The following is an 11,448-nucleotide window of genomic DNA, read 5'->3' as shown; positions in this document are numbered from 1 at the left end:
GCGAGCGTCGGCAGCACCTGGTACCGCACCCCAAGCCGCGGCGCGAACGCCGAGTTGCTCTTGTCGGGATAATTGATCACCACCGGCGAGCCCGATGTGGCGTCCACCCGGCTGCCGTCGTGGCTCCGCCACGCATCGATGCGCGCACTCGCCTCGATCCGGAGCCGCTCCACCGGCGCGAGCACCCCCTGCACGTACACACCGCCCACCTCCTGCGTGCCACCCGAGGTGCGCGTGCCGCTCACCGTGGCGCCCGAGCCGTACACCTGCTCGTCCAGGCGCCCCACCATGTGCCGGAAGTCCGCGCCCGCCGCCACCAGCTCGAACACGCCCGCCGGGCGCGACCAGCGCACCGAGCCGCCCAGATCGTGGCTCGGGATGAACTGCGCCACGAGCGGCGACTCGCTCGTGCGCTCCGCATTCACCCGCGACGCTCGGCTGTCGTAGTGCTGGCTCTGCCCAAACCCGCGCAGCTCGACTCGCCCGCCGAGCACATTGTTCACCGTCGCACCCGCAACACCGCTCCAGATGTGCCGCTGGTTGGGCTCGGTGAGCGGCGTGCCGAGGCTCCGGTCGTCGCCGAAGTAGCCGGCGCTCGCGAAGACGCTGCTCCCGCCGCCCAACGTGTACTCCGCCCGCGCGTTCACGTTGCCGCGCTCCACCGCGCTCGGCTGATCGATGGGACCACGCTCGTCGGGCGCCAGCACCGTGTAACCGCCGCCGCGGCCGTAGTCGCCCGCGACAGAGACGCCGAGCCGGCCGAAAACGTCGGTGCCGTAGAGCGAGCCGTCAAACGCGCTCCGGCTGCCGCCGCTCGCGAGCAGGTGATAGCCCTGCTCCGCAATCGGCGCGCTGAAGAGCGAGATCACCCCGCCCATCGCGTAGTTGCCGTAGAGACTCGACCCGCCGCCCTCCAGCACCTCCACCCGGTCGAGCTGGAAGCGCGGCGCGCGGTTCCACTGGATCCACTCGCCCCAGGGGTCGTTGAGCGGCACGCCGTCGAGCAGCACCAGCGTGCGGCCCTCGTCGGCGCCGCGGATCGACACAATTTCTTCCGGCCCCGACACCGTGCTCGAGGTGCGCGGCAGCTCGATGCCCGGCATCTCGCGCAACAGGTCGTCGGTGGTGCGCGCGGGGCTGGTCTCGATCTGCTCGCGCGAGAGGACGTGCACCGTCGCCGCCGGGCGATCGGCGGATTCGGAGACGCGATTCGCGGTGACGACGAGACCCGGAAGGAGCAGCGGAGCGTGGTGGGCGCGGGCGCTGTCGGCGGCGAGCGTGTCCCGCGCGGTGTCGGGGACCTGCGCGCGGGCCGCGGCCGGCGCCGCGACGGCCCCCGCAACCAGCGCCACAACGGCAACAATGAATCGACGCGCGAGCCGCATCCGCCCCAACAGCCACGCGGCCGCGCCCCCGAACAGCCGGGCGGCCGCGCGCCCCGCGCTCATCGCGCCGCCCGCCGCCACACCGCGTACACTGGCACGCCGAGCGCCACGATCAGCAGGCCCACCGCGGAGTAGAGCCGCTGCTGCGGGTCCACCAGCAGCACCACGAGCAGGAACGCGATCGCCACGATGTAGAGCGCCGGCAGCACCGGATAGCCGAAGGCCTTCACCGGCCTGGGCAGGTCGGGCCGGAGGCGGCGCAGGCGGAAGAGCGCGACCGCGGTGAGCAGATAGAAGATGAGCGCCGCGAAGATCACGTAATTGAGCAGCTCGCTGTAGGTGCCGCTCACGCAGAGCACCATCGTCCACACGGCCTGCGCGATGAGCCCGAACACGGGCGTGCGGTACTCCGGGTGCAGCACGCCGGCGGGGCGGAAGAAGAGCTTGTCGCGCGCCATCGCCCAGTACACCCGGGGGCCGGCGAGGATGAGCCCGTTGTTGCAGCCGAAGGTCGAGATGAGGATCGCGACCGCCATGATCGACGCGCCCGCCGCGCCGAGCATCACCTCCATCGCCGCGGTGGCGACGCGGTCCTGCGTGGCGTACTGGATGCCGCGCGCGATGGCGTCGGCGCCGTGCGGCTCGCCCGCGAAGGGCAGCACGCTGAGATACGCGACGTTGGCCGAGAGGTAGAGCACGGTGACGATGATGGTGCCGGCCGCGAGCGCCAGCGGAAGATTCTTGCGCGCGTCCCGCACCTCCGCCGCGGCAAACGTCACGTTGTTCCACGCGTCGCTCGAGAAGAGCGAGCCCACCATCGCCGCGCCGATCACCGGCACCACGGCGAGCGTCCAGTCGCCCGTCCCCCAGAAACTGCCGAAGTTGATCGCCGCCACCTCGGGCCGGCGGAAGATCGTGATGCCGAGCAGGATGAGCGCGACGAGCGCGCCGACCTTGGCGATGGTGAACACCGTCTGGATCGCGGCACCGAGGCGCACGCCGCGGATGTTGACCCAGGTGAGCGCCGCCACCATGAGGAGCGCCACCACCCGCTGCGGCGAGAGGCCGAGCTGCACGGCGCCCTCGGCGCCGGGCATGCGGAACGATCCCAGATGGAGAAAGACGTCGGGCGTGAGGCTCGGAATCAGCACGCCCAGGAAGCGCGCAAAGGCGACGGCGACGGCGGCAATCGTGCCGCTCTGGATGACGGTGAAGAGCGTCCAGCCGTAGAGAAATCCGGCCGAGGGCGCCAGGCCCTCGCGCAGGAAGACGTACTGCCCGCCCGCGTTCGGCATCATCGCGGCGAGCTCGGCGTACGCCAGCGCGCCGATAATGGTGACGACGCCCGTCACCGCCCATACAATCAAAAGCCCGGCGGGGCCGAGCGCGTTGACCTGGCGGCTGATGTCGGCGGAGACGATGAAGATGCCGGAGCCCACCATCGAGCCCACGACGAGCGAAATGGCGGCGAGCGGCCCGATGCCGCGGATGAACTGGGCTTCGCCCGGCTCGGGCGTGCCGGGCAGGACCTCAGCCGGCGCGGCCATGCGGCTCGTCGGGACGCGTCGGTGGTGTGATCTCCGGAGAGTCGTCGTGCGGACCGATGGCCTCGTCCACCACCGCCTGCCCCGCCGCGGCGAGGCCGCGCATGATCCTGGCCGCGCCGTCCATGAGTCCCATCGTGCCGCTGATCGCCTGGATCGGGAGCTTGCCCGCCCGCATGGTGTCCTCCACGGTGTCGGTGATCCGGGCGAGGAAGCCGCCCGGCCGAGCGCGTTCGGCGTACCGGCTGGAGAGAAACTCGATGTAGTCGAGCACCTGGTAGGCGCGCTCGTCGCCGAGCGTGTCGAGGGCCCGGAGGATCCGTTGGCGGAGCAGGTCGTTCATGGCCGTAAAGCTACTTGCCGGGCGTGCCGCTCACCACTGAGGCCAGCTCGACGACCGGCGTCGCGAGAAACTTGGTGTGGGCCGCGCGCACCGTCACCCGGAGCACCAGCTCCTGGAGCGCGGGGAGCGACTTGAACTGCGCGAGCTGGTCGCGCGGAACGATGACGTAAACGAATCCCGACTCAGGGAGCGGGCCGCGGGTGAGGAGATAGGGCTGGCCGGGCGGCAGCTCGGTGCGCAACTCGTCGGCCGTCTGGATCGCGATGAACTGGACACGCCACTCGAGCGTCTGGCCCACGTAGCGATCCGGCTCGGCGCGCAGCTCGGCCGCCGTCACGCCCAAGAGCGTGCCGCCCGACGACGGGCGGACGTCCGCCTCGTGCACCCAGCCCTCGAGCTGCACCCGCACCCAGTCGCCCGCGCGCGCGAGCACCCGGCCGGTGGCGCCCGGAGCGGCGGTGCCGATCGTATCGCCGTCGGGGCGGGCGAGCAGCTCGGCGGAGCGGGCGATCTCGATGGCGGAAGGGCCGGCGGCGGAGGCGCCGGATGCGGAGGCGGCCGGTGCAGCCGCCGGGGCCGTCGAATCACTCGATGCGGTGGATGCTGTGCGCGAGCGGGCTGCCACGCGCTTCGGCTTGGCCGGCTGCTGCGCTTTCGGATCGGGCGCCGGATTCTGCGCCGCCTTTTCCTTCTTCTCCTCCAGCGCGGCGGTCTCGACCTCGCCGTCGCCGAGCGCCTTGCTCGAGACCCAGCCGGAGCGGCGCACGTGCACCCAGTTGCCGCGGGCGCCGCGCCGGTCGAGCAGCATGCCTTTCTCGAGCCGAGCCACGAGCGCGCCGTTGGGCCCGTCGCGCAGGTTCTCGCCACCGTCGGCGGTGACGATCACGTCGAAGCCGTCGCGCCGGGTGCGATCGACCGACTTGCTCCAGATCCAGCCGTCGAGCGTCACCTCGGTGAGGCCGCGGTGCGACTTGCCCGTGCTGAGCTCGGCGCCCCCCTCGAGCGTGGCGAGCGTGCCGCCGTCCGCGGAGCGCAGCAGGGGCGTGCCGTCGCGCGCGACGGAACGCTGCTGCGCGGAAAGGCGCGGCGCGAGCGCGGGCGCCAGCGATGCCGCACACACGAGGCCGAACGCGAGCGCGCAGGCTGGTAGCCGGCGGAGGGCGGGACTAGATTGCGGCGCTTGAGTCACCGTTGGGCATTGTAGCGACACGCGGAGACCCATGTCAAACCGAAGCGCCCGCGGCCGCCCGGTGGTGCTCGTCGTGCTCGACGGCTGGGGCTACCGGGCCGAGCGCGAAGGCAACGCAATCGAACTGTCAAACACGCCCGTGTGGCACCGGCTCTGGGCCGAGTGCCCGCGCACGCTGCTCGACGCCAGCGGCCTTGCCGTCGGACTTCCGAAGGGCCAGATGGGCAACAGCGAGGTCGGGCACCTCAACCTGGGCGCCGGGCGCGTGGTGCCGCAGGACTTGGTGCGCATCTCCCAGAGCATCGCGAGCGGCGAGTTCTACTCGATCGGGGCGCTCACCGAGCTCTGCGCCTCCGTCCGGGCCACCGGCGGCACGCTGCACCTCGTGGGGCTGCTCGGGCCCGGCGGCGTGCACGCGCTCGACCGGCACTTGCTCGCCGCCGTCGAGCTGGGCGTGCGGCAGCGGGTGCCGCAGATCGCGATCCATGGTTTCCTCGACGGCCGCGACTCGGCACCGACGCTCGGCGCGGAGGTCGTCCGCACGCTGCTGCGCGACATGCGGAGCATCGCCGGCGACAAGATCGACATCGCCACGCTCACCGGCCGGTACTACGGCATGGACCGCGACCGGCGCTGGGAGCGCACCAGGGTGGCGTACGAGGCGATCGCGCACGGCGTGGGGCAGCCGATCACCCATCCGGTGCTCGCGGTGCAGGCCGCCTACCAGCGGCACGAGACCGACGAGTTCATCAAGCCGCTCATCCACGTGCGGAACGGCGAGCCGGTGGCGCGGGTTCGCGATGGCGACGGCATCTTCTTCTTCAACTATCGCAGCGACCGGATGCGCCAGATCGTGGCGGCGCTCTGCGTGCGCGGCTTCGACGGCTTCGACGTGGGGGAGCGGCCCGACGTCGAGTGCGTCACGATGACGCAGTACGACCAGACGTTCGAGATCCCGCAGGCGTTCCCGCCGTTCACCCTCGCGCGCATTCTGGCGGAGGTGCTGGCGGACCGCGGGATGACGCAGTTGCGCACCGCGGAGACGGAGAAGTATCCCCACGTGACCTACTTCTTCAACGGCGGCTTCGAGCCGCCCTACAAGGGCGAGGACCGCTGCCTCATCCCATCGCAGCGGGTGGCGACGTACGACCTGGCACCCGAGATGAGCGCGGCCGGCGTCACCGACGCGCTCTGCCGCGCGCTCGTCAAGGGCGATCACGACTTTCTCCTGTGCAACTACGCCAACGCCGACATGGTGGGCCACACCGGCGTGCTGCCGGCGGTGGTGAAGGCGGTCGAGACGGTGGACCAGTGCCTCGCCCGCGTGCTCACGAGTGCGGAAGCCGCCGGCGCCAGCGTCCTCATCACCGCCGACCATGGCAACTGCGAGACGATGATCGACCCCACGACCGGCGGCGTGCACACCGCCCACACGACCAATCCCGTGCCGATCGTCGCGGTGCGCGGTGACTGCGCCACGCTCCGCCCGGGCGGCGCGCTCCGCGACGTGGCGCCCACGGTGCTCGGCCTGCTCGGCGTCGAGCCGCCGCGGGAGATGACGGGGCGGGATTTGAGGCAATGCTGACGCGGGTGGCTGCGCGGGCGCGGCGGGCAGGGGCGCGGCGGGCGCGGGCGCGGCGTGCGCGGGCGCGGCACGGGCCGGCTGCATTCGCGCTCGCCGCGCTCGTGGCGATCGGCGTGCCGGCCGCGGCGCGCGCGCAGGTGGGCCACGCGCCCGGCCACTCGCCCTACCACGACTTCCCCAACGGCAACTCGTTCACCTTGCTCGTGGGCCACTTCGGCGGGGGCGGCGGCGAGGTGGGCGTGGGCCCGCACAACGCGACGACGTACGGCCTCCGGTTCGACATCCGCACCGCGAAGGCGGTGCAGTTCGGGATCGGGTTGTCGCGCGGCACGTTCGACCGGCTGCTGATCGATCCGTTCCAGCCCGTCGCCCAGCGGGTGAGCGGCCCGATCGACCAGAAGGTGATGTTCGCCGAGCTCGACATCCAGCTCAACCTCACCGGCGGAAAGACGTGGCACCGGCTGGCGCCGTTCGGCGCGATCACGCTCGGCGGCGCGTTCTCCGAGAAGACGCCGGCCGACACGAGCGGCTTCAAGTTCGGCAACAGGTTTTTCTTCGCGCCGAACGCCGGTGTGAGGATCTTCGTGACGCGGCGGCTGCACCTGCGTGGCGAGGCCCGCGCGGTTTTGTGGAAGCTCAGCTATCCGGCTAACTTCCGCATGAATCCCACACCGGTCCTCGCCGACGTGCGCCAGAGCGAATGGACCATGTCGCCCTGGTTCCAGGCGGGGCTCGGCTACACGTTCTGAGCCGCGGCGCCGCCGATGCCGACCACCCTCACCCGCACCGTGAGCTTCTTCGCCCGCCACCGGATGTACCGCCCCGAATGGACGCCCGAGCGGAATCGCGCGGAGTTCGGGCCGCTCTCGGATGAGCCGGGGCACGGCCACGACTATCAGTGCGCCGTCACCGTACGCGGCGCACCCGATGCTCCGCCCGATCTGCTGGTCGACCTCGCCGCGCTCGACGGCATTCTGCGCGAAGAAGTGTTCGAGCCGTGCGAGGGCAAGTACCTGAACCGCGATCTTCCCGCCTTTGCCGATACCCTCCCCACCTGCGAAGCGCTGGCCGAGTATTTCTACCAGCGCATTTCCGCCCGCCTGCCCGCGGGCGTCCGGCTCGAGCGGGTGCGCGTGAGCGAGGACCCGACGCTCCATGCCGACTGCACCGGACTCCCCTGAGCTCGCGCGTCCGGCCAAGCGCGGCGGCCGGATGTCGGCGCACGCGGCGGTGGAGGAAACCGCCGTCTGGCTCGAGGTGAACGGGCGGCAGGCGGTGACGTGGATGTGCACGCCCGACCTGCTCGAGGAGCTGGCGGTGGGCTGGCTGCACGGCGAAGGCTACGTCGACAGCGCGAGCGAGGTGCGGCTCCGGCCGTGCGCTACCGACCTGGGCTTCTGGGCCGACGTGCCCGAAGCAAAGGCCGACGCGGTGCGGGCGGAGGCGCGAAGGCCGGTGCTTGCGTCGGGGTGCGGTGCGGTGGCCACCTTTCTCGCCGACCCCGCGACGGTTGCCGCGAGCCCCACGCGCGGCGAGGCGCCCGCGCTCGAGCGGCTCCGCGCCGCGTTCAAGCAGCTCTTTGCCCGAGGCGAGCGATACAAGGACACCGGCGGCATCCACGCGGCGGCGCTCATCGATGGCGACGCGCTGATCTCGCACGCCGAGGACATCGGGCGGCACAACGCGGTGGACAAGGCGATCGGCGCGGCGCTCATCGCCGAGCGCAAGGTCGCGGGGCTCGGGCTGCTCGTCACCGGACGCATCTCGGCCGAGCTCGCGTTCAAGGCGGCGCGCGCGGGGATCGCGTGGGTGGCGACGCCGTCGGTGCCCTCGACGCTCGCGGTGGAGATCGCGCGGCGCACCGGGATGGTGCTCGTGGGGCGCGCGGTGAGCGGCGAGCCGCAGGTGTGGGAGAGCGGGCGGACGGGCGGACGGGCGGACGGGCGGACCGAGGGACAGGCGGACGGGCGGACAGACGGACAGGCGGACAGTTGAAGGGGGCCATTCTCGCGGGTGGAGGGGCAACGCGGTTTGGGGGGCGGGCGAAGGGGCTCGAGGTTGTGGGCGGCGCGCGGATTTTGGATCGTCTGGTCGGGACCTTCGTCGACGCGCTCGGCGAGGAGCCGCTGCTCGTGGCGAACGCGCCCGAGGCGGACACGTGGCGCGCGGGACTCCGGGTCACGGCCGACGTGCGCCCCGGCCTCGGCTCGCTCGGCGGGATCTACACCGCGGTCGTCGCCGCGCCGGCGCCGGTCGTCTGCGTCGCGTGGGACATGCCGTTCGTCACGGCCGAGCTGGTGCGCGCGCTCGCGGCGGGGCTCGGCAAGTACGACGCGTACCTGCCCGAGAGCGGCGGCCGGCGCGGCGTGGAGCCGCTCTGCGCAGCGTACGGGCCGGCCTGCGCCGCGGCGATCGCGGCGAGCCTCGACCGCGGCGACCTCAGAGCAATCGGTTTCCATCGCGACGTGCGGGTGGGCACGATGCCGCCGGAGGCGGTGCGGGCGACGGGCGATCCCGAGCGGCTCTTTTTCAATGTCAACACCGCCGGCGACCTGACAGAGGCGGACGCGCTGTGGCGACTCGGATCCTCTCGGTGATCGGCCGCAAGAACGCGGGCAAAACCACGCTCACCGTGGCGCTCGCGCGCGAGCTTACGCACCGCGGGCACCGGGTGATGACGATCAAGCACGGGCACCATCCGGCGGACGCGGACCGCGCGGGCAGCGACAGTTGGCGCCACTTCAATCTTGGAAGGGCCGAGCGCACGCTGCTCGCCTCGCCCGAGACCCGCGTGCTCTTCGAGCGGGCGCCCGACGAGTACGACCCGGAGGCGCTCGCGCAGCGCTACATGCAGGGCGCCGACATCGTGCTCTGCGAGGGATACAAGCGCGCCGCGCTCCCCAAGATCGAAGTATTCCGGAGCGCGGCGGCGGCGCACCCGATCTTCGACCCGGCCGCGCCGAACGCGGGCGAGTGGATCGCGCTCGTGGTGGACAATGTCGACACCGACAACCCCGCCATTCGCGCCGCGCGCTGCGCGGTGCTCCGCTTCCAGGACACGAGCTGGCTCACTACGCTCACGAACGTCGCCTGGGAGAGGGCCGAGCGGTTGTGAACCCGGCGCCGCTAGCCGCCACCGAGGCGGCGGTCCGGATCCTCGCCGACGTCCACCGCCAGCCCGCGCTCCGCGTGCCGCTCGACGACGCGCTGGACAGCGTGCTGGCCGAGGACGTCGTGAGCCCGCTCGACATTCCCGCATGGACCAACTCGGCGATGGACGGCTACGCGGCGCGCGGCGCCGACGTGCGCGGCGCGAGCGAAGCGGCACCGGTGCGGCTCCGCGTGATCGAGGCGCTCCCGGCCGGCGCGTTTCCCACCCGCGCGGTGGGCGCCGGCGAGTGCGCGCGCATCTTTACCGGTGCGCCGCTCCCCGAAGGCGCCGATAGCGTCATCCGCCAGGAAGACACCGACCAGGGTGCGCAGGTCGTCACCATCATGCGCGACCGCGACGTCGGCATCAACTTCCGCCGCGCGGGCGAGGACATCCGGCGGGGCCAGACGGTGCTCCGCGAGGGCACGGCGCTCGGCCCCGCGGAGCTCGGCGTGCTCGCGTCGCTCGCGGTGGCGAACCCGCTGGTCTATCGCCGCCCGCGGGTGGCCATTCTCGGGAGCGGCGACGAGATCGTCGACGTGGACCAGCCCGAGGCGATCCTGAGCGGACGCAAGACGGCGAGCAGCAACACTCACACGCTCGTGGCGCTCGTCCGCCGCGCCGGCGGCGAGCCGGTCAACCTCGGCATCGCGCGGGACACGCCGGAGAGCATGCGCGAGCATCTTTCGCGCGCGCTCGACTGCGATCTGCTCGTCACCACCGCCGGCATCAGCGTGGGCGAGCACGACTACCTCCGCGCCGTGCTCGACGAGATGGGGGTGGAGCAGCGGTTCTGGAAGCTCCGGATGCGGCCGGGCGCGCCGGTGGGGTTCGGGCTGCTCAAGGGGATTCCGTGGATCGGGCTGCCGGGCAACCCGGTGAGCACGATGGTGACGTTCGAGCTGTTCGTGCGGCCGGCCATCCGGAAGATGAGCGGGCACGCCCTGCCCTTCCGGCGCGGCATCACGGTGCGCGCGGCGGAGCCAATCTCGCTCAAGCCCCGGTTGCAGCATTTTCTTCGCGCGGTCGTGACCGACACGCCGAGCGGGCCGGAGGCGAGGCTCACGGGGCCGCAGGGGTCGGGGATTCTCACGTCGATGGTGGTGGCAAACGCGCTGCTGGTGATTCCGGAGGGGCAGTTCGAGACGCCAGCGGGGGCGGAGGTACGGGCGATAAGGCTGGATGATCCGGTGGATCAGGGGGAGCCGGGGTTCTGAGTCAGGCGGTCAGGCGGTCAGGCGGTCAGGCGGTCAGGCGGTCGGGCGGTCGGGCGGTCGGGCGTCAGGCAGCGAGCACGCGCACGCCATAGTCACCGAATCGCGCGTCCCGCGTCACGAGGGTAAGCCCCTCGGCGAGCGCCTGGGCGGCGAGCATCCGGTCGAACGGGTCGCGGTGATGCGACGGCAGCGCGCCTGCCGCGAGCGCGTGGTGAGGAGTCACGTTGAGGGTGCGGAATCCGGCGGACGAGAAGGCGTCCGGAAGCCACTCCGCGGCAGGCCCGGGCAGCCGGAGCTTGCCGAGCCCTTCCTTGATCGCGATTTCCCAGACGGAGACGGCGCTCACAAGCACGTCGGAGGCGGGGCTTTCGATGGCCTTGCGGGCGCGCGGCTCGAGCTGTTTCGGCGCGCCCAGCGCCCAGAGCACGACATGGGTGTCGAGGAGAAGCCTCAGGCGGGCTCCTCCCCGTCGCTTCCCTCGAACGAGCGGATCACCTCGTCGGGCGTGTCGTCGAAGTCGGGGGCGATCCAGATCTGGCCCGACCACGCGCCGAGAGTGCGATGCTCACGGCGCGGCGCGTAGGGGATGAGCCGCGCGACGGGCTTGCCATGGCGGGCGATGACAACCTCTTCGCCCTCCTGCACGCGATCGACGAGCTTGGAGAGGTGGGTCTTGGCGTCGTAGATATTTATGGGTTCCATGCCGCTAGTCTAGTCTAGGTTGGTCTCATGTGCAAGCGGGGCCAGGCGCTGTCCGGTATTCCTTTGCCGCGCCCGCCGTTGACGCCGGCGTTCGCCCCCGCTAGTGTTGTCCCGCGAAGAGGGGGAGTAGCTCATCCGCCCACGGGCGGACGTCCGGATCGTCAAGACTGTCCGCGCCTCTTTCGGGAGGCGCGGGCACGGTCCGGCAGGAAGCAGGGAGCCTCGCATTCCCTGCGTCAGAGCGAGACCTTCGTCCAGCTGCCAAGGCATTGTGCCACGGGTGAGCGGACGAGGTCTCGCTTTTGTTTTTGGGTCCGGGAGGACCCGAGGAG

At 71.8% G+C, this 11,448-nt stretch carries 13 protein-coding genes; 7 read left to right on the top strand and 6 right to left on the bottom strand.

Translation table 11 applies throughout. The features are described from left to right. The 4 genes from VFW66_02290 to VFW66_02275 all read right to left on the bottom strand — a co-directional run. The coding region (locus VFW66_02290) for a TonB-dependent receptor (GenBank protein HEX5385510.1) at window positions 1-1,448 on the bottom strand (1,448 nt) is incomplete at its 3' end. Further along, a complete protein-coding gene (locus VFW66_02285) occupies window positions 1,445-2,932 on the bottom strand; it encodes an amino acid permease (protein HEX5385509.1) in 1,488 nt (495 codons plus the stop codon). The genes VFW66_02285 and VFW66_02290, both read right to left, overlap by 4 nt. Beyond that, window positions 2,916-3,272 carry a hypothetical protein gene (locus VFW66_02280; GenBank protein ID HEX5385508.1) on the bottom strand — a complete coding sequence of 119 codons (357 nt, stop codon included), beginning with the start codon at window positions 3,270-3,272 and terminating at the stop codon, window positions 2,916-2,918. Before VFW66_02280 ends, VFW66_02285 begins: the two co-directional genes overlap by 17 nt. Before the next feature lie 10 nt (window positions 3,273-3,282). Then, entirely contained in the window at window positions 3,283-4,461 is a 1,179-nt protein-coding gene (locus VFW66_02275) for a hypothetical protein (protein HEX5385507.1), read from the bottom strand. A gap of 31 nt (window positions 4,462-4,492) precedes the next feature. Between VFW66_02275 and gpmI the strand changes: the two genes are divergently transcribed. From gpmI to glp, 7 genes are read left to right on the top strand one after another with little or no spacing between them, the layout of a single operon-like run. Beyond that, window positions 4,493-6,046 carry a 2,3-bisphosphoglycerate-independent phosphoglycerate mutase gene (gene gpmI / locus VFW66_02270; protein HEX5385506.1) on the top strand — a complete coding sequence of 518 codons (1,554 nt, stop codon included), beginning with the start codon at window positions 4,493-4,495 and terminating at the stop codon, window positions 6,044-6,046. Then, window positions 6,040-6,795, top strand: a complete 756-nt coding sequence (locus VFW66_02265; GenBank protein HEX5385505.1) for a hypothetical protein — start codon at window positions 6,040-6,042, stop codon at window positions 6,793-6,795. The genes gpmI and VFW66_02265 overlap by 7 nt, the downstream gene beginning before the upstream one ends. A 15-nt stretch (window positions 6,796-6,810) precedes the next feature. Further along, window positions 6,811-7,227, top strand: a complete 417-nt coding sequence (locus tag VFW66_02260) for a 6-carboxytetrahydropterin synthase (protein ID HEX5385504.1) — start codon at window positions 6,811-6,813, stop codon at window positions 7,225-7,227. After that, window positions 7,202-8,041 carry a formate dehydrogenase accessory sulfurtransferase FdhD gene (fdhD, locus tag VFW66_02255; protein HEX5385503.1) on the top strand — a complete coding sequence of 280 codons (840 nt, stop codon included), beginning with the start codon at window positions 7,202-7,204 and terminating at the stop codon, window positions 8,039-8,041. The genes VFW66_02260 and fdhD overlap by 26 nt, the downstream gene beginning before the upstream one ends. Next, on the top strand, window positions 7,954-8,643 hold the full coding sequence (locus VFW66_02250; GenBank protein ID HEX5385502.1) for an NTP transferase domain-containing protein: 690 nt from the start codon (window positions 7,954-7,956) through the stop codon (window positions 8,641-8,643). The genes fdhD and VFW66_02250 overlap by 88 nt, the downstream gene beginning before the upstream one ends. Continuing rightward, window positions 8,619-9,161: a molybdopterin-guanine dinucleotide biosynthesis protein B gene (gene mobB / locus VFW66_02245; GenBank protein ID HEX5385501.1), complete on the top strand. Its 543-nt coding sequence runs from the start codon at window positions 8,619-8,621 to the stop codon at window positions 9,159-9,161. The genes VFW66_02250 and mobB overlap by 25 nt, the downstream gene beginning before the upstream one ends. Continuing rightward, window positions 9,158-10,414 carry a gephyrin-like molybdotransferase Glp gene (gene glp, locus VFW66_02240; GenBank protein HEX5385500.1) on the top strand — a complete coding sequence of 419 codons (1,257 nt, stop codon included), beginning with the start codon at window positions 9,158-9,160 and terminating at the stop codon, window positions 10,412-10,414. The genes mobB and glp overlap by 4 nt, the downstream gene beginning before the upstream one ends. 64 nt (window positions 10,415-10,478) lie before the next feature. Here the strand turns inward: glp and VFW66_02235 are convergent, their stop codons facing one another. Both VFW66_02235 and VFW66_02230 read right to left on the bottom strand, forming a co-directional pair. Continuing rightward, window positions 10,479-10,868: a type II toxin-antitoxin system VapC family toxin gene (locus VFW66_02235; protein HEX5385499.1), complete on the bottom strand. Its 390-nt coding sequence runs from the start codon at window positions 10,866-10,868 to the stop codon at window positions 10,479-10,481. Next, window positions 10,865-11,116, bottom strand: a complete 252-nt coding sequence (locus tag VFW66_02230; GenBank protein HEX5385498.1) for a type II toxin-antitoxin system Phd/YefM family antitoxin — start codon at window positions 11,114-11,116, stop codon at window positions 10,865-10,867. The genes VFW66_02235 and VFW66_02230 overlap by 4 nt, the downstream gene beginning before the upstream one ends. Window positions 11,117-11,448 lie beyond the last annotated feature (332 nt).

The sequence above is a fragment of the Gemmatimonadales bacterium genome (genome assembly GCA_036279355.1).
Taxonomy (GTDB): domain Bacteria; phylum Gemmatimonadota; class Gemmatimonadetes; order Gemmatimonadales; family GWC2-71-9; genus DASQPE01.
The sequence above is the reverse complement of the archived record's forward strand: the minus strand, read 5'-3'. Positions and strand labels throughout refer to the sequence as shown.

Coding starts and splice junctions, on each gene's coding strand:
- VFW66_02285 (HEX5385509.1), bottom strand. CDS start 2,932: ATGGCCGCGCCGGCTGAGGTCCTGCCCGGCACGCCCGAGCCGGGCGAA.
- VFW66_02280 (HEX5385508.1), bottom strand. CDS start 3,272: ATGAACGACCTGCTCCGCCAACGGATCCTCCGGGCCCTCGACACGCTC.
- gpmI (HEX5385506.1), top strand. CDS start 4,493: ATGTCAAACCGAAGCGCCCGCGGCCGCCCGGTGGTGCTCGTCGTGCTC.
- VFW66_02265 (HEX5385505.1), top strand. CDS start 6,040: ATGCTGACGCGGGTGGCTGCGCGGGCGCGGCGGGCAGGGGCGCGGCGG.
- VFW66_02260 (HEX5385504.1), top strand. CDS start 6,811: ATGCCGACCACCCTCACCCGCACCGTGAGCTTCTTCGCCCGCCACCGG.
- fdhD (HEX5385503.1), top strand. CDS start 7,202: ATGCCGACTGCACCGGACTCCCCTGAGCTCGCGCGTCCGGCCAAGCGC.
- VFW66_02230 (HEX5385498.1), bottom strand. CDS start 11,116: ATGGAACCCATAAATATCTACGACGCCAAGACCCACCTCTCCAAGCTC.